Source organism: Virgibacillus siamensis, from assembly GCF_900162695.1.
GTDB classification, from domain to species: Bacteria; Bacillota; Bacilli; order Bacillales; family Amphibacillaceae; genus Lentibacillus; species Lentibacillus siamensis_A.
The window spans coordinates 1,698,835-1,716,353 of the sequence record NZ_FUIH01000007.1 but is presented as its reverse complement, the minus strand read 5'-3'; the positions used below and the strand labels follow the sequence as shown (position 1 = coordinate 1,716,353).

Annotated in this window: 15 protein-coding genes and 1 other annotated feature; all 15 genes read left to right on the top strand. The window is 39.8% G+C overall.

The features are described from left to right. The first annotated feature begins 70 nt into the window (after positions 1-70). A complete protein-coding gene (gene citZ, locus B1K71_RS12465; protein ID WP_077327431.1) occupies positions 71-1,186 on the top strand; it encodes a citrate synthase in 1,116 nt (371 codons plus the stop codon). Between the two features lie 97 nt (positions 1,187-1,283). Next, positions 1,284-2,555 carry an NADP-dependent isocitrate dehydrogenase gene (icd, locus tag B1K71_RS12460; RefSeq protein ID WP_077327428.1) on the top strand — a complete coding sequence of 424 codons (1,272 nt, stop codon included), beginning with the start codon at positions 1,284-1,286 and terminating at the stop codon, positions 2,553-2,555. Between the two features lie 145 nt (positions 2,556-2,700). Next, a complete protein-coding gene (locus B1K71_RS12455) occupies positions 2,701-3,177 on the top strand; it encodes a MaoC/PaaZ C-terminal domain-containing protein (RefSeq protein ID WP_175631905.1) in 477 nt (158 codons plus the stop codon). Between the two features lie 124 nt (positions 3,178-3,301). Further along, a complete protein-coding gene (locus B1K71_RS12450; protein ID WP_077327420.1) occupies positions 3,302-3,994 on the top strand; it encodes a response regulator transcription factor in 693 nt (230 codons plus the stop codon). Then, on the top strand, positions 3,994-5,358 hold the full coding sequence (pnpS, locus tag B1K71_RS12445) for a two-component system histidine kinase PnpS (protein WP_077327417.1): 1,365 nt from the start codon (positions 3,994-3,996) through the stop codon (positions 5,356-5,358). The genes B1K71_RS12450 and pnpS overlap by 1 nt, the downstream gene beginning before the upstream one ends. Positions 5,359-5,482: 124 nt before the next feature. Then, complete coding sequence (gene polA / locus B1K71_RS12440; RefSeq protein ID WP_077327414.1) at positions 5,483-8,119, top strand: DNA polymerase I; 2,637 nt, start codon at positions 5,483-5,485, stop codon at positions 8,117-8,119. Positions 8,120-8,133: 14 nt separating this feature from the next. Then, positions 8,134-8,961, top strand: coding sequence for a DNA-formamidopyrimidine glycosylase (mutM, locus tag B1K71_RS12435; protein WP_077327411.1), 828 nt, complete (start codon positions 8,134-8,136; stop codon positions 8,959-8,961). A 14-nt stretch (positions 8,962-8,975) separates the two neighbouring features. Next, the gene (coaE, locus tag B1K71_RS12430; RefSeq protein ID WP_077327408.1) at positions 8,976-9,578 is read left to right on the top strand and encodes a dephospho-CoA kinase; all 603 of its coding nucleotides are present in this window, start codon (positions 8,976-8,978) and stop codon (positions 9,576-9,578) included. Between the two features lie 111 nt (positions 9,579-9,689). Next, a complete protein-coding gene (locus B1K71_RS12425; protein WP_077327406.1) occupies positions 9,690-10,721 on the top strand; it encodes a glyceraldehyde-3-phosphate dehydrogenase in 1,032 nt (343 codons plus the stop codon). 151 nt (positions 10,722-10,872) lie between these two features. Further along, positions 10,873-11,265, top strand: coding sequence for a cytosolic protein (locus B1K71_RS12420; protein WP_077327403.1), 393 nt, complete (start codon positions 10,873-10,875; stop codon positions 11,263-11,265). Between the two features lie 27 nt (positions 11,266-11,292). Then, positions 11,293-11,772 (top strand): transcriptional regulator NrdR, encoded by a 480-nt coding sequence (gene nrdR, locus B1K71_RS12415; RefSeq protein WP_077327400.1) that lies wholly within the window; start codon positions 11,293-11,295, stop codon positions 11,770-11,772. A 21-nt stretch (positions 11,773-11,793) separates the two neighbouring features. Continuing rightward, complete coding sequence (locus tag B1K71_RS12410; RefSeq protein ID WP_077327397.1) at positions 11,794-13,131, top strand: replication initiation and membrane attachment family protein; 1,338 nt, start codon at positions 11,794-11,796, stop codon at positions 13,129-13,131. Positions 13,132-13,152: 21 nt separating this feature from the next. Beyond that, entirely contained in the window at positions 13,153-14,085 is a 933-nt protein-coding gene (dnaI, locus tag B1K71_RS12405) for a primosomal protein DnaI (protein ID WP_077327394.1), read from the top strand. A 200-nt stretch (positions 14,086-14,285) separates the two neighbouring features. Continuing rightward, positions 14,286-15,134: a putative sporulation protein YtxC gene (ytxC, locus tag B1K71_RS12400; protein ID WP_245799264.1), complete on the top strand. Its 849-nt coding sequence runs from the start codon at positions 14,286-14,288 to the stop codon at positions 15,132-15,134. Positions 15,135-15,191: 57 nt separating this feature from the next. Further along, positions 15,192-15,414, top strand: a binding site (T-box leader). Positions 15,415-15,477: 63 nt separating this feature from the next. Next, positions 15,478-17,424: a threonine--tRNA ligase gene (gene thrS / locus B1K71_RS12395; protein ID WP_077327388.1), complete on the top strand. Its 1,947-nt coding sequence runs from the start codon at positions 15,478-15,480 to the stop codon at positions 17,422-17,424. Positions 17,425-17,519 lie beyond the last annotated feature (95 nt).

Genomic DNA, 17,519 nt, shown 5'->3' with positions numbered 1-17,519 from the left:
TTGTCCAATATACTTATAATTATTTTACCTAAGCTAATGAACAATTCATAGAAAAAGGAGAGGGTTTGTTATGGCAACAACTAAAGGTTTAGAAGGAGTTGTCGCAACGCAATCGTCAATCAGTTCAATTATTGATGATCAACTGACATACGTCGGTTATAAAATTGATGACTTGGCAGATAATTCCAGTTTTGAAGAGGTAGTTTATTTATTATGGAATCTTAAATTACCAACAGAATCTGAACTGGATGCATTTAAAGCTGACCTGGCAGCAGAAATGGAATTGCCGGAAGCAGTAATTGATCATTTGCGTTCCTATGATTTATCTACAGTACATCCAATGGCAGCATTACGTACAGCAGTTTCCATCCTGGGATTGTATGATAATGAGGCAGATGTCATGGAACCTGAGGCAAATAAGCGTAAGGCAATTCGCATTCAGGCTAAAATTGCAACGATTGTTACGGCATTTGCACGAATTCGTAAAGGACAGGATCCGGTTAAGCCTAAAAAAGAACTAAGCTTTGCTGCTAACTTTCTTTATATGCTGAATGGGAAAGAAGCTGAAGATGTTGAAGTTGAAGCTATCAATAAAGCTTTGGTTCTGCATGCGGATCATGAATTAAATGCATCGACATTTACGGCCCGGGTCTGTGTAGCAACCCTTTCGGATATCTATTCAGGTATTACTGCCGCAATCGGTGCGCTTAAAGGACCATTGCATGGCGGTGCGAATGAGCGTGTTATGGCAATGCTGACTGAAATTGGCGAAGAAGAAAATGCCATTCCATATATAAAAGATAAAATGGACAAAAAAGAAAAAATCATGGGTATGGGACATAGGGTTTATAAAAACGGTGACCCACGTGCCAAACATTTGAAAAAAATGTCCCGCGAGTTAACAAAAACCAGCGGACAATCTAAATGGTATAATATGTCCGTTAAAATTGAAGATTTTGTTAAAGAAGAGAAAGGTCTCCCGGCAAATGTTGACTTTTATTCAGCGTCCGTTTATCACAGCCTGGGAATTGATCATGATTTGTTTACGCCGATCTTTGCTACGAGTCGTGCTTCCGGATGGCTGGCACACATTCTTGAGCAATATGACAACAATCGTCTAATTCGTCCTCGTGCATATTATGTTGGTCCGCAAACACAAGCATATAAGCCGATTGAAGAGCGGTAGGGAGTATTTGAAATAGCCGGTAACTCCGGCTATTACCATGATTGGATGCAATATGATAGAATAGCAAATGTATGAAAGATGATTAGGAGGAATTTTTATGACACAAGGAGAAAAAATTACTGTTGAGAACGGAAAAATGACCGTTCCAAATACGCCAATCGTTCCATTCATCGAAGGAGACGGAACCGGTCCTGATATTTGGGCAGCTGCACGAAGGGTAATCGAAGCAGCGGTTCAAAAGGCATATAACGGTGAGAAAGAAATTCAGTGGACCGAAGTATATGCAGGTCAAAAAGCATATGATAAGACTGGGGAATGGCTTCCGCAAGATACATTGGACATGATTGATAAATATAAGATTGCTATTAAAGGACCACTTACTACACCAATCGGCGGCGGGATTCGTTCGTTGAATGTGGCACTTCGCCAAAAATTGGACTTGTTCACATGTTTGCGTCCGGTCCGTTATTTTACAGGTGTTCCATCACCGGTTAAACGTCCGGAAGACGTTGATATGGTAATTTTCCGTGAAAATACGGAGGATATTTATGCAGGCATCGAATGGCAAAAGGGATCAGACGAAGTTAAAAAGGTGATTGACTTTTTGAAGAATGAAATGGGTGTGAACAACATCCGATTCCCTGAAACATCCGGAATTGGTGTGAAGCCTGTTTCTGAAGAAGGAACGAAACGTCTTGTACGTGCATCCATTGAATATGCATTGAATGAGGGACGTAAAAGTGTTACTTTGGTACATAAAGGTAACATCATGAAGTTTACGGAAGGTTCATTCAAAGCATGGGGATATGAAGTTGCTGAGCAGGAATACGGTGACAAAGTATTCACATGGGCAGAATACGACCGGATCGTTGAAAAAGATGGAAAAGATGCAGCAAATAAAGCACAGGATGAAGCATTGGCATCCGGAAAAATTCTTGTTAAAGATGCAATCGCCGATATCTTCCTGCAGCAAATTCTTACCCGTCCGAATGAATTTGACGTTGTGGCAACGATGAACCTGAACGGTGACTACATTTCCGATGCGTTGGCAGCACAAGTAGGCGGAATTGGAATTGCACCAGGTGCAAACATTAACTATGATACCGGCCATGCGATTTTTGAAGCTACACATGGTACAGCACCTAAGTATGCTGGAATGGACAAGGTAAATCCTTCATCCGTTATTCTTTCCGCAGTATTGATGCTTGAACATCTGGAGTGGAGAGAAGCAGCAAATCTTATTACAAAAGCAATGGATAAAACAATCGCATCAAAGGTTGTAACGTATGATTTCGCTCGTTTGATGGATGGTGCAACCGAAGTGAAATGCTCTGAATTCGGTGATGAATTAATTAAAAATATGGACTAACTCTTCCCACTGTCAGGATGCAGTTGGTTTGAATCGAAAACCCTTCTTTGTGCAGGAACACTGTATGAAGGAGGGTTTTTTTATTTAGTCAGACTGGCTTATTTTTGGTATAATAGTAAGCGCTTACACGAATGGAGGGGTAATTGTGGCAGAAAAAAAGAGAAAGCTTGGTAAACAGATTGATACATTGGAAGTGGGGGATTATTATACGGCGACAAGGGTAATTGAGGATCGCGACTTGTTATTGTATTTGGGATTGACAGATGACGCAAATCCATTATATTTACAACATGATTATGCATCTGAAACACCGTATCAACAGCCGATTGTTCCGGTTGTAATGTTGTTTGGGATGGCAGCATCAATTGTTTCCATGCATCTCCCCGGGCCAGGAAGTCATATCACAAGACATGAGATGTCGTTTCCAAAACCTGTCTATCATTATACGGAAATAACATTCAATCTTGAAATTATCGCAGTTGATCGGGACGCACACCAGGCAACAATGTCTGTCATTGCATACGATAATGATGGTGATGAAGTTGTTCATGGTAAACTGAATGTGATTCCTTCCTATGAACCGGAATCTATCAGCGGTCGTTCATTAAAGAATTTCTTTTAAACGATAATTTTGTGATGATGAGATTATACTTTGTAAATTAATCTTTACATGGCATCGTGTTCACATCTGTTCCCATTCATTGTATGATGAATATAACACATGTTGCAGCAGGGATGGGGTAAATATGGGAAAAAGAATTCTTATCGTTGATGATGAAAAATCGATTGTTACCTTGTTGAAATTTAACGTAGAACAGGCGGGATTTGAGGCCGATGTAGCTTTTGACGGTCGCGAAGCGGTCAATATGGTCGAACAGAACCATTATGATTTGGTTATTCTTGATTTAATGCTCCCGGAAATGGATGGAATGGATGTGTGTAAACACTTACGCAATAACAAAATTGATGTACCTATTTTAATGCTGACCGCCAAAGATGATGAGTTTGATAAAGTATTGGGGTTGGAACTTGGTGCAGATGACTATTTGACAAAACCCTTCAGTCCAAAAGAGGTTGTTGCCCGGATAAAGGCAATTTTAAGACGGGCTGCCAAGGTGGAGGAACACAGTTTTTCATCTTTGCAGATTGGAAAATTGACAATATATCCGGAACGCTATGAAGCTGAAATGCATGATGAAATCCTTACTTTTACCAGAAAAGAGTTTGAACTGCTCTATTATCTGGCAGCACATAAAGGGAAGATTCTTTCCAGGGATCAATTGTTAAGTGCTGTATGGAACTATGATTTTGCAGGGGATACACGGATTGTTGATGTGCATGTCAGCCATCTTCGGGAAAAAATTGAACCAGTAACGAAAAAACCGGTCTATATTAAAACGGTCCGGGGATTAGGATATAAAATGGAGGAACCTGAGTAATGCGGGCCATATTTTCGAGACCATTATTTGCATATGTCGTCGGAATTTTTGTGTTAGTCATTATAACAGGAGTTTTGCTGGCACAAACTACTGATGAATATATTATTCTGGGTGCTATTCTGGTAGTGGAGTTTGTCATACTGCTGCTGATCATGCTTCATCTTTATGATAAATATATGAAACCAATTAAAAAAGCTACAAGGACAGTCAATGAGCTTGTCAAAGGAAATTACAGCGCACGCATTCATCATAGTGCCGAAGGAAATGTTGCGGAATTAAACAATAAAATAAACATTCTGGCACGAAACTTGAGTGAATTTGCGATTCATGAACAAATGCAGGAGAAGCAGCTTTCCACCGTCATCGATAATATGGAAAGCGGTCTTGTCCTTCTGGATGAGAAGGGATATATTCATCTGGTTAACCGGAAATTCATCACTATGTTTGGCGGGGGCCAACACGACTATATTGGATATTTGTATTACGATGTACTGGAGAATGAGCGGATACATGAAACCGTCCAGCAAACCTTTCTGTATGAAAAAAATGTGAAAGAGTCCTTTACGCAAGTTGTGGAAAACGATAAAAAGTATCTGGAGATTGTTGGGGCACCTATCTTCAATGAGCGAAATATGCTGAAGGGTGCTGTACTTGTTTTGTATGATATTACACATTTGAAGAAACTGGAATTAACGCGGAAGGATTTCGTAGCTAATGTTTCACACGAATTAAAAACGCCGATTACGTCCATAAAGGGTTTTGCCGAAACCTTACTTGAAGGTGCGAAGGAAGATCCAGAAACACTCCACAACTTTTTAATGATTATTAATGATGAAAGCGCACGTTTGCAGGGATTGATAGAGGATTTATTGACTCTTTCCAAGCTTGAAAAAGAAGCGTATCAAGTTTCAAAAAGAGATGTAAATTTGGATGTGCTGATCAATGAAATAATACCAATCGTAAATCAGTCGGCAGAAAAAAAGAAAATTACACTTTCCGTAGAAATTGCTGAAAACATCGTGTTTCAAGCTGAACGTGAAGGAGTCAAACAGGTGATTATGAATTTGCTGATGAATGCAATCAGCTATACATCCGAAAATGGACGTGTATCATTGAATGCGGATGAAACAGATGATTTCGTCCATATATATGTTACGGATACTGGAATTGGAATTCATAAGGATGCGATTCCGAGAATATTCGAGCGCTTTTACCGGGTCGATAAAGCCCGCAGCAGAAATACTGGCGGAACCGGATTGGGTCTCTCCATCTTAAAGCATATCGTTGAAGTACATGGCGGAAAAATAACAGTGGATAGTGAACTGAATAAAGGATCAACTTTTCACGTCTATTTCCCAAAATAACATCCTGATCGAGGATGTTTTTTTGGTTCCACAAAAGACCTAAAGGATAACTTTTTCAATCTCTCTTATTCAATGATAAAATAAGTTTAGCGATTATAACGGTTTGATTGGAGGAGAAGTACATATGGCTGAAAAACTGGTGCTCATTGATGGAAACAGCATCATTTACCGCGCGTTTTTTGCCTTGCCTTTGTTGAATAATGATAAAGGTGTTTATACAAATGCAGTTTACGGTTTTACGACAATGCTTCTAAAAATTCTTGAGGATGAAAAACCGACACATATGCTGGTGGCATTTGATGCCGGGAAGACGACATTCCGACATGAAACGTATAAAGAGTATAAAGGCGGCCGTCAAAAGACACCGCCGGAGTTGTCTGAGCAGTTTCCAATCCTTAAAGAAGTGCTTGATGCTTTTCAGATTCCGCATTATCAGTTGGAACAATACGAAGCGGATGATATTATTGGGACCCTTGCCAGCGAGGCCGAGGATAAGAAGTGGGATGTTACGGTTATTTCCGGTGACAAAGACCTGCTTCAGCTTGCTTCAGATCGAGTGACGGTTAATCTGACGAAAAAAGGCATTAGTGATATCGAATTATATACACCAGCTTTCATGAAAGAAAAAATGGAAATCGATCCGGACCAGATTATTGATTTAAAGGCATTAATGGGAGACAGTTCGGACAACATTCCAGGGGTTCCGGGGGTTGGTCAGAAAACTGCAACCAAACTACTAAAGCAGTATCATACGCTTGAAAGGGTCTATGAGAACCTTGATGAAATCAGCGGAAAGAAATTGAAGGAAAAGTTGTCCAACCATAAATCCGAAGCGTTCATGAGTAAGGAATTAGTGACGATAAAGCTTGATTCACCAATAAAGGTGAAGATTGATGAACTGGATTATAGCGGATACTCTGCCACCGAGGTTAGTACCATATTCAAAAATCTTGGTTTCCAATCATTGTTGTCCAGGGTGGAGGGTGCTGAAGAAGGTGCCATAGAATCGCAGGAACTGAAAGAAATTGAATATGACATACTGCAGGACATACATGAAGATATTTTGACTGATCATGCTGCACTTGTCGTGGAAATGTTTGGCGACAGTTACCATCAGGCGGCAATTGAAGGGATTGGACTGGTAACAGAGAAACATGCCTATTTTATCCCAACAGAGACTGCAGTACAGTCAAAAGTGTTTAAAGAGTGGCTGGAAGATGCCCGCAAGTCAAAAATAGTTTTTGATGCAAAGAAAACGCTCGTTGCCTTGTTAAGACATGATATTCACATCAAGGGGATTGCATTCGATATGCTGTTAAGCTCTTATCTTCTAAATCCGTCCGAAAATAATCATGATATCCCGGCAATTGGACATCGAATGGGTCGAACGGAAGTGTTGTATGATGAGGAAGTATATGGTAAAGGGGCAAAGGCCAAAGTCCCGGAACAAGATGTGCTGGCAGACCATGTTGTGCGCAAAACAAATCTGATGTATCAGGTTAAATCGCAAATGGAAGAGGAGTTAAAGCAGAATGATCAGTATGAACTCCTAAAGGAATTGGAGATGCCGCTTGCGCTGATCCTTGGTGAAATGGAACACACTGGCGTTTTGGTGGACATCGGAAGGCTTGAAAAAATGGGTGAAGATTTAAAGCAACGATTAAATGATCTCGAAAAAGAAGTACATGATCTGGCCGGAGAGAAGTTTAATCTGAATTCCCCGAAACAGCTCGGACCAATCCTGTTTGAAAAACTGGAGCTGCCGGTAATTAAAAAGACAAAAACTGGCTATTCAACTGCAGCGGATGTCCTTGAACAGCTTAAAGACGAGCACCCAATTATAGAGAAGCTGCTTTTGTACAGACAGCTTGGTAAATTGCAGTCAACTTATATTGAGGGATTGCTCAAAGTGGTAGATAAGGATACGTGTAAGATCCATACGCGTTTTAATCAGGCACTTACACAGACAGGCCGTTTAAGCTCCATTGACCCTAATCTGCAAAATATCCCAATCCGGTTGGAAGAGGGACGTAAAATTCGCCAAGCCTTTGTACCGTCTGGAAAGGACTGGATTATGTTTGCAGCTGACTATTCGCAGATTGAACTTCGCGTGCTTGCACATATCGCGGGTGATGAAAAGTTATCTGAGGCGTTTAAAAATGACCAGGATATCCACACACGTACCGCAATGGATGTTTTCCATGTAGAAGAAAATGACGTGACATCCATTATGCGCAGGCAGGCAAAAGCGGTTAACTTTGGTATAGTGTATGGAATCAGTGACTATGGACTTTCCCAAAGTCTTGGCATCACTCGGAAGGAAGCGAAGAAGTTTATTGAACGTTATTTTGACAGTTATCCGGAAGTCAAAAATTATATGGATGAAATCGTACATGAGGCGAAACATCAGGGATATGTGACCACAATCATGAACCGCAGAAGGTATTTACCAGACATTACGAGCAGGAATTTTAACATGAGGTCTTTCGCAGAACGAACTGCAATGAATACGCCTATACAAGGGAGTGCTGCAGACATCATTAAAAAAGCTATGATTGATCTGCATGAAAAATTGCTTGACGAAAAACTGAATGCACGTATGCTGCTGCAAGTTCATGATGAACTTATCCTGGAGGCGCCAAAAGAAGAAATCGATAAATTAAAAGAAATAGTACCAGCAGTTATGGAAAATACCGTTGAATTATCAGTACCGTTAAAGGTTGATTATGAATATGGTGAAAGCTGGTTTGATGCAAAATAAGGGGATAGGAAATCATGCCGGAATTACCAGAAGTCGAAACGATTAAAAACACACTGAAACGATTTGTGATTGGAAAAGAAATTAAAGAAGTGGAAGTATTTTGGCCGAACATTATAAAGCGGCCGGATGATGTGGAACAGTTTAAATTGGAACTGAATGGACAAACGTTTCAGGACATTACACGAAAAGGCAAGTTTTTGCTGTTTCAATTGGATGATCATGTGCTTGTGTCGCATTTACGGATGGAAGGCAAATACAGTGTACACCCATCATCAGAAATAATAAAAAAGCATACGCATGTTATCTTTCGTTTTGTTGGCGGAGATGAACTGCGCTATAATGATGTACGTAAATTTGGAACGATGCATCTATTTTCAAAGGGGGAGGAATTCACACAAAAACCTCTCTCCTTACTGGGACCGGACCCGTTTGACAAACATTTTTCACAGGAGTACTTCTATCAAAAACTGAGAAAAACGGAACGCAATATTAAAACCGCCCTGCTAGATCAGTCAATTGTTGCGGGACTGGGTAACATTTATGTGGATGAGACGTTATTCAGAGCAAATGTCCATCCTTTAAAGAAATCAAGTAAACTTTCCAAAAGAGAGGTAAAGGCAATACGCAATGAAGCAATGCAAACGTTGCAGGAGGCGGTCTTGCAAGGCGGGACGACAATTCGATCCTATGTGAACGGACAAGGTGACATGGGTATGTTTCAACAGGAATTATTTGTATATGGACAGGAAAACAATCCGTGTAAAAAGTGCGGAAAGCCTATTATTAAATTAAAAGTAGGCGGGCGGGGGACTCACGTTTGTGCCTCCTGCCAAAAATTATAAGCGGGGTATGTAACATGGCTCTAGTGATAGGACTGACAGGTAGTATTGCAAGTGGAAAGAGTACGGTATCGTCAATGTTTGCGAAATTCCGTATTCCCGTAATCGATGCAGATAAAATAGCGAGAGAAGTTGTCATGCCGGGTGAAAGTGCTTATAAACAGATTGTGGAAGCGTTCGGTGAAAAAGTATTATTTGCCAATCATACTTTGGATCGGAAAAAATTAGGTTCCATTATATTTGCCGACGAAAAAAAGCGAGAGAAACTAAACGGAATTGTGCACCCTGCTGTCAGGGAAAAAATGCTCTCAAAACGAGATGCATACATGGAATCAGGTGAAAGGTGTATCATATTGGATATACCATTGTTGTTTGAAAGCAATCTGACTCATTTTGTGGATAAAACCATTGTGGTTGCTGTTGATGAGGATGTACAATTAACGCGTTTAATGGAACGTGACGGTTCATCTGAACGTGAAGCAAAGCAGCGGATTGATTCACAAATACCGATTCACAAGAAAGTGAGTCTTGCCGATGCAATTATTGATAACAATGGAACAGTGGAGGAATCCTTTCTGCAGCTGGAAAAAATATTGAAGAATTGGGGCGCCATATCATAATTGGCGCTTTTTATCTGTTTTCACAAACTTTTAAGCACATTTTACTTGAAATATGTTATACTATTTATGATAATTACAAAAAAGAGTATAACATATATGGGAGGACTACAGATGAAAAAAACCCGAATTGCAATTAATGGATTTGGACGAATTGGACGCATCGTTTTTCGTCAGGCAATTACTGATAATCAACTAGAGGTCGTTGCAATTAATGCGAGCTATCCTCCAGAAACACTTGCACATCTCATTAAATATGATAGTGTTCACGGTATTTTTGACGGTGAAGTGAAACCGCTTCACCAGGGTATCGAAGTGAATGGGAAATTTATTAATCATGTAAGTTCACGTGAACCGGAAAAACTGCCATGGGAAAAATTTGATATAGACGTGGTTGTGGAAGCAACCGGTAAATTCAAAACAAAAGCGAGTGCGGGATTGCATCTGGAGGCAGGTGCACGAAAAGTAGTTATTACCGCGCCGGGAAAAGAAGTAGACAACACAATTGTAATGGGTGTCAATGAAGAAACTTATAACCCTGATAAAGATGATGTTGTGTCGAATGCATCCTGTACAACAAACTGTCTGGCCCCTGTTGTGAAAGTGCTGGATGAGAATTTTAAAATCGTAAATGGACTTATGACTACTGTTCACGCATTTACAAGTGACCAGAAGAATCTGGATAATCCGCATAAAGATCTGCGTCGTGCCCGGGGATGCAATCAATCTATCATTCCAACATCAACTGGAGCTGCAAAAGCTTTGGGAGAGGTATTACCCAATATGAAAGGGAAATTGCATGGTATGGCATTAAGGGTTCCGACACCAAATGTTTCCCTGGTTGATCTTGTGATAGATGTTGAAGATGAGGTCACCATTGATAAAGTAAATGAAGCATTTAAAAAGGCTTCAGCAAATCAAATGAAAGGAATTATTAAATACAGTGAGGAACCTCTCGTGTCAATCGATTACACCACCACTGATTATTCTGCAATTATTGATGGTTTAACAACGATGGTTATGGAAGATAAGAAGGTTAAGGTTCTGGCCTGGTATGACAATGAATGGGGCTATTCCAAACGGGTTCTGGATTTGACGAAATATGTAGGCAGCTGTCTTCATCAAAAACAGGTAAAGATATCATAAACCGGGTACATGTTAAAGGCTGACCGCAATAATTGCGGCCGGTCTTTTTTATTTCAATCAATTGGTTTGCCATGATAAAACGATTAGTCCAATTGGCGAAAACATGTTAAAATAAATAAAGTTACATAATTTATTGGACGAGGTGTACTGAATGGCGTTTCGACAGAATTTGGGGAAATTTTTCAGCAATCATGCTGAAACAAACGAGAATCATCCGGATGCTTCGCTTCAAACACGTTATTATAAGACAACAAAAGACAAAGCATTGAATGTACTTGAAGCTTTTTTTAATAAAAATGAATCGTTTCGTATAAATGCTATATCCAAAGAACGCGGGGAAATCAGTGCTTCGATTGTAAAAGGCAGAAAGGCGTTTATTGTGGGAACTGTTATCATGGTCAGACCGCATCAGACAGCCATTGATTTTTCAGTGACGACAGAATCGGCTTTTCCATTTGATCTGGGTTACAGTACGAAAGTGATCCAGCAGTTATACAACCAGGCTGATAAAGAACTTCCCGTAATTCCAAAAACAAACAGGTAAATGTAATATGAATGGGGTTGAACTGAAATGAGATGTTCAAATTGCCACAATAAAAGTACGAAGGTCCTTGATTCCAGACCAATTGAAGAAGGCCGGTCCATTCGCAGGCGCAGAGAATGCGAAGAGTGCGGTTTTCGTTTCACAACATTTGAACGGATTGAAGAGGTCCCGTTAATTGTTGTGAAAAAGGATGGTGCGCGTCAGGAATACAGCCGTGATAAGCTTATCAGAGGATTAATCAAAGCTTGTGAAAAACGTCCCGTACCAATGGAAAAAATAGAAGGAATTGCTGTTGATGTTGAAAAAGAACTTCGAAATACAGGTGTATCAGAAATTGACAGCAAGCAAATTGGTGAAATGGTGATGGATCGGCTTTCACATATTGATGAGGTGGCATATGTGCGTTTCGCTTCTGTTTATCGCCAATTCAAGGATATTAGTGTATTTCTGGATGAACTTAAAGACTTAATCAAAACGGATAAAGAAAACTCCGGGTCAGACAGCTAATGGAAAGAAAGGGAAAGACATATGGATGTTATTGGAAAGTTATTGCCGATTGAAGGTTATCATGTATTTCTGAAAGGTGAATTGCCTGTTGATTATGCGAAATCACTGACGCATCTTTATCAGCCGCTGATTGGAATAGAAGCGGTTATGCTTTATCAGACACTTTTGCATGACAGAGAACTGCAGCAGGAAACAGGGAACCAGACCCATCATACTTTAATGAATTATATGAATGTGCCTTTGGATACTATCTACAGGGCAAGACTAAAGCTTGAAGGAATCGGATTGCTTAAAACATTTAAGCAATCCCTTGATGAGCATGATTCATATGTTTATGAACTGCAATGCCCTTTTGCCCCATCGGCTTTTTTTAAGGATGAAATGCTCGAGCAATTATTGTATCACCATATTGATAATGATAAGTTTCAAATGCTTAAACGTACGTATCAGCAAGATGAAATAATGACAAAAGAAAATAATGTTACTGCCTCTTTTCACGATGTATTTCAGACATTTCAACCGGTACCTGGCAGTGGTGTTATAGTGGAATACTCTAATGACGAAGCACAAAATCGAGTTGAAATGGATTTTTCATGGATTGAACAAATGCTTCAGCGAAAAATGATTCCTGTGAAAAAGGTACTGACACCGGACAATAAGAAGCTGATTACGCAAATGATGGTATTGTACGATCTAACAGGACTTGATACAGAAAAGGCCATTTTATGGGCGTTGACCGATGAAAATTTGCTTCATCATAATGAATTTAAGCAGGCGTGTCATGATCTGTTCAAAAGCAGACATCGGAAATCGACAATAAAGTTGACAGAAAAAGAGAAGCCCTCAGAAGATGTGAAGCCTGAAAAAAAACCACAATCAAGACAAGAGCAGTTTATTACCGAATTGGAAAGAATGTCACCAAGACAATTACTGGAGGATTTATCAAATGGCGGTCAGGCTTCCGGACAGGATATGAAAGTTATACGGGATATTATGACAACGCAGGGCCTTCCTTCTCCAGTTATGAATGTTTTGATTCACTATGTTCTGCTGCAGACTAATATGAAACTGTCAAAGGCATATATGGAGAAAATTGCCAGTCACTGGTCACGTGCGAATTTGAAAACTGCCAGAGAGGCAATGGCCTTTGCCAAAAAAGAACAGGAATTCGTTCAAAAGAATAAAACTTCCGGAAAGTATAATAAACGAACTAATCCTTCCAGGGAAGTGGTGCCGGATTGGTTTAAAGAAAGGAAAAAGAAGCCGCAGCAGCCAAGCCGGAACAATCAAGAATATGAACAGAATAATGATGAGTTTGCGGCACTTCTGAAAGAATTTTCGAATGGAAACCAAAAATAATCAAGGTCAAGGATGATTTCGATGAAACCGGTCCAATCAGAACTGAAAAAGTGGATGCAGCAAAATAAAAATTTTAAAGAAAACTATCAAAAGGTAAGGCAAGAAGTGCTTCAGGACCCTGAAATTAAAGAGTTTCTTTCATTGCATCCAAATATTTCGGAACGGGAAATAGATAAGAGCCTGATAAAACTCTATGAATATAAAACGCAGTCCAAGCAATGCGATAAATGTGAAAGTTTTGGCAGCTGCATGAATATGATACAAGGATATTCTCCTATATTGCAGGTGGAAGATAATGAAATTCATCTGGTTTATGAAAAATGCCATAACCGGATTGATTATGAAAAGCAAAAGGATCAGCAGCGTTTAATTCAAAGCTTGTACATGCCTAAAGATATTTTCAACGCGAGTATTTCGAGTATTGAACTCGATCAAAACAGGCAGCCCGTTGTTCATGAAATGATGCATTTTCTTAAGGATGCAAAAACAGAGCTTCCTGAACGAGGCTTGTATTTTTATGGTCCGTTTGGTATAGGCAAAACATATTTCCTGGGTGCTCTTGCCAATGAATTAAAGCATATGAACATTTCATCAATGCTGATCTATATGCCGGAATTTGTCAGGGAGATGAAAGGATCCATTAAGGATGACTCCATTAATGATAAAATCAATTATTTTAAAAATACCGATGTTCTGATGCTTGATGATATTGGAGCGGAAACCCAATCTGCCTGGTTCCGGGATGAGATACTCGGGTCTATTCTGCAATATCGGATGATGGAAAAGCTGCCGGTTTTTTTTACTTCTAACTATAGTCTTGATCAACTGGAAAGACAATTGTCAATGTCAAACAAAGGTGGAACAGAAACCGTGAAGGCAGGGAGAATTATCGAACGGATTAAACAAGTTTCCGCCGAAATTCCGTTATCAGGTGAAAACAGGCGCGATTTATAGAAGAAATGAAAGAGACTATTAATGATAAGATTTTGCTGCAATAGTATTCTCATTCCCCCTTGGATCTATATGATCCAAGGGGTTTTTGATGAAACACCTCTCCATTATCACTGCTGTTACTAGTTTTGATGGTTTACACATTTTTTTAACAACAGGTCCATATAATGTAACAGTTTGGTCTGGATGAGGGTGATTATTTGTTGGAGGTATTTTTTGAACATGATAAAGAAGCAATTAGTTTTTGCGAGCATTTATTTCAGTATAATAAACGAATTGAATTATACTGGAGGACACATGAGGAATGGGGGAATCAATTACAGCTTGAAATCGGACATGCTGACGGTATTACATCAACAACTGCACAGGCAATGATGGATGTGTTTAATGGCCACCGGCTGACAAGCCTAATTAGCGGCATTATTAAAACTCATTATTATTATTCAAATACAGAGGAAATTGACCGCATCACTGACATTGCCCAATGGCTCTATGATGGTGAGGATGAAGACAGCAGGCGGGTCCGTAAAAACAGAGATCCAAGTCAATTGTTAAAATCAATTATAATCGGGAATTTGGAAAATACCGATACGATTCATTTTGATTCCATATTGAAATTCCAGACAAAAATGTTTAAGGATCAGCTTATTCATTTTGTCGGGTTGGCAATTGACGAATATAAGCGGGAAGAAGATCACCAGGCGTTTGTTGATTCGTTAAGGGAATACATCGTTACACGGAAAGCAACTTTCAGTACCGTTCATATTCTGCAGGGAAATCCGTTTACTTTTTTTAAACCCGATGGAAAACAATTTACAAGAATGGAATTGCGTATGCTGATGCATAAAGAACCATTGTACATGGTAGGTCTTGATGAAGAGGAACTGAATTTGGCTCCGCTCATTGCAATGGCACCAGATAAAATAACGATTTATGGGGATTATCCGTCGGAACCAAAAACGCTGACAGTCATTAATGTGTTTCAGGAAAAAGCTGAGTTTAAGCCGTTCAGCAGTTTTCCATTTTCCAATTACTTGAAAAATAAATCTTAAGGCTTGATTTTATGCGTACTAGAAGCTATAATACATTTTAAATAGAAGTAAATTTTTTCAAAGGTAATGATAAGGACATAATTATTTGTATAATGGTTTGATAAGAGAGGGAAGTCATCGGCTGAAAGCTTCCTCTGATCTGGCAAATGATTACCACCTTTAAACCCTGTGATGGAACAATATGTATATTGCAGCGTATTATCTGCGTTAAAGATATAATGAAGCCGCATTTTTTTGCGGGAATTAGGGTGGAACCACGTGATTAACGCTCGTCCCTTTGCAGTTTAGCAGAGGGATGGGCGTTTTTTAATTTCTTAGATTAAATATGAAGGAGCGGAAATCTATGTCTGACATTACAATTACGTTTCCTGATGGAGCAAATAAACAATTTCCTAAAGGAACAACTGGAGAAGAAGTAGCAGGCTCAATATCATCCGGTTTAAAAAAGCAAGCGCTTGCCGTGAAATTGGATGGAAAACTGTATGATTTACGGCGGGGACTGGAGCATGATGGTGCCATTGAAATAATCACTTACAAAAATCAGGAAGGCATCGAAATCATGCGTCACTCAACGGCGCACCTCATGGCACAAGCAATAAAACGGCTGTATAAGCATGTGAATTTCGGAGTGGGTCCTGTCATTGAAGAAGGTTTTTACTATGACATGGATTTGGACCAATCACTGACACCGGAAGATTTACCGAAAATCGAAAAAGAAATGAAACGCATGATCGATGAAAATCTGGAAATCGAACGGATTGAAGTTTCCCGTGAACAGGCGAAAGAAATGTTCCGTGAAATTGGGGATGAATTGAAGCTGGAATTAATCGATGCTATTCCGGAAAATGAGCAGGTAACCATTTACAAGCAGGGAGAGTTTTTCGACCTATGCCGCGGGGTTCATGTTCCATCCACAAGTAAAATAAAAGCATTCAAATTATTGACCATTTCCGGTGCTTACTGGCGCGGGGACAGTAATAACAAACAGCTGCAGCGTATTTATGGAACAGCTTTTGAAAAACAATCCCAGCTTGATGAACATTTGCGCATTCTGGAAGAAAGAAAAGAACGTGATCATCGTAAATTGGGCAAGGAACTGGAAATTTTTACGGTTTCCCAGAAAGTTGGTCAAGGTCTTCCGTTATGGCTGCCGAAAGGAGCAACCATCCGGCGTAATATCGAACGTTATATAGTCGATCTGGAAGAACGCCTTGGCTATGATCACGTGTATACTCCTGTATTGGGAAGTGTTGATCTTTATAAAACAAGTGGCCATTGGGATCATTATCAGGATGATATTTTTCCGCCAATGGAAATGGATAATGAGGAATTAATTCTTCGTCCGATGAACTGTCCGCATCATATGATGGTCTATAAAAATCAATTATACAGCTACCGGAACCTTCCAGTGCGGATTGCTGAACTTGGCATGATGCACAGGCATGAAATGTCAGGCGCATTGGCTGGGCTGCAGCGGGTTCGGGCTATGACGTTAAATGATGCGCACATTTTCGCACGTCCTGATCAGTTAAAGGATGAATTTATTCGCGTAGTCGAGCTGATTCAGCAAGTTTATAAAGATTTTGGGATTGATAAATATTATTTCCGTCTTTCTTACCGTGATCCGGAAGATAAGGAAAAATATGTTGACAATGATGCGATGTGGGAGAAAGCACAGTCGATGCTGAAAGAAACACTCGATGACATGGAAGTGGAATATGTGGAAGCAGTCGGAGAAGCTGCCTTTTACGGTCCAAAGCTTGATGTACAGGTGCAAACAGCTTTAGGAAAAGACGAAACATTATCAACAGTACAGTTGGACTTCCACTTGCCGGAACAATTTGATTTGACATATATTGGCGAGGATGGTCAGGAACACCGTCCTGTTGTAATCCATCGTGGTGTTGTGGGCACAATGGAACGTTTTGTTGCATTTCTTATTGAGGAATATAAAGGTGTATTCCCGACTTGGCTCGCACCGGTTCAGGCTAAAATCATACCTGTTTCACCAGAGGTGCATCTGGATTATGCGAAGGAAATTGCTGATAAATTACGGAAAAGCGGTGTTCGTGTATCCGTTGATGAACGGGACGAAAAAATCGGCTATAAAATTCGGGAGGCACAGACGAAGAAAATCCCATTTGCACTGGTTCTGGGGGATAAGGAAATTGAAAGTGGTTCCGTAAATGTCCGCCGGTACGGTGAAAAAGAATCCGAGACTATGGTTTATGATTTGTTTGAGGATATGGTTACAAAAGAAATTGAAACCAAAGCGCTGCGTAAGTTATAATCTAAAGCCCGGATATATGTACCGCATATAATCTGGGCTATTCATGTCCTATGGTTTGTGATATGATTAAAGCAATCGTAGTTATTTATTTCTTT

Bases quoted from the DNA above. Each gene is read 5' to 3' on its own strand.
- coaE (WP_077327408.1), top strand. From the start codon at position 8,976: ATGGCTCTAGTGATAGGACTGACAGGTAGTATTGCAAGTGGAAAGAGT.
- pnpS (WP_077327417.1), top strand. From the start codon at position 3,994: ATGCGGGCCATATTTTCGAGACCATTATTTGCATATGTCGTCGGAATT.
- B1K71_RS12425 (WP_077327406.1), top strand. From the start codon at position 9,690: ATGAAAAAAACCCGAATTGCAATTAATGGATTTGGACGAATTGGACGC.
- nrdR (WP_077327400.1), top strand. From the start codon at position 11,293: ATGAGATGTTCAAATTGCCACAATAAAAGTACGAAGGTCCTTGATTCC.
- thrS (WP_077327388.1), top strand. From the start codon at position 15,478: ATGTCTGACATTACAATTACGTTTCCTGATGGAGCAAATAAACAATTT.
- citZ (WP_077327431.1), top strand. From the start codon at position 71: ATGGCAACAACTAAAGGTTTAGAAGGAGTTGTCGCAACGCAATCGTCA.
- icd (WP_077327428.1), top strand. From the start codon at position 1,284: ATGACACAAGGAGAAAAAATTACTGTTGAGAACGGAAAAATGACCGTT.
- dnaI (WP_077327394.1), top strand. From the start codon at position 13,153: ATGAAACCGGTCCAATCAGAACTGAAAAAGTGGATGCAGCAAAATAAA.
- polA (WP_077327414.1), top strand. From the start codon at position 5,483: ATGGCTGAAAAACTGGTGCTCATTGATGGAAACAGCATCATTTACCGC.
- B1K71_RS12410 (WP_077327397.1), top strand. From the start codon at position 11,794: ATGGATGTTATTGGAAAGTTATTGCCGATTGAAGGTTATCATGTATTT.
- mutM (WP_077327411.1), top strand. From the start codon at position 8,134: ATGCCGGAATTACCAGAAGTCGAAACGATTAAAAACACACTGAAACGA.
- B1K71_RS12450 (WP_077327420.1), top strand. From the start codon at position 3,302: ATGGGAAAAAGAATTCTTATCGTTGATGATGAAAAATCGATTGTTACC.
- B1K71_RS12420 (WP_077327403.1), top strand. From the start codon at position 10,873: ATGGCGTTTCGACAGAATTTGGGGAAATTTTTCAGCAATCATGCTGAA.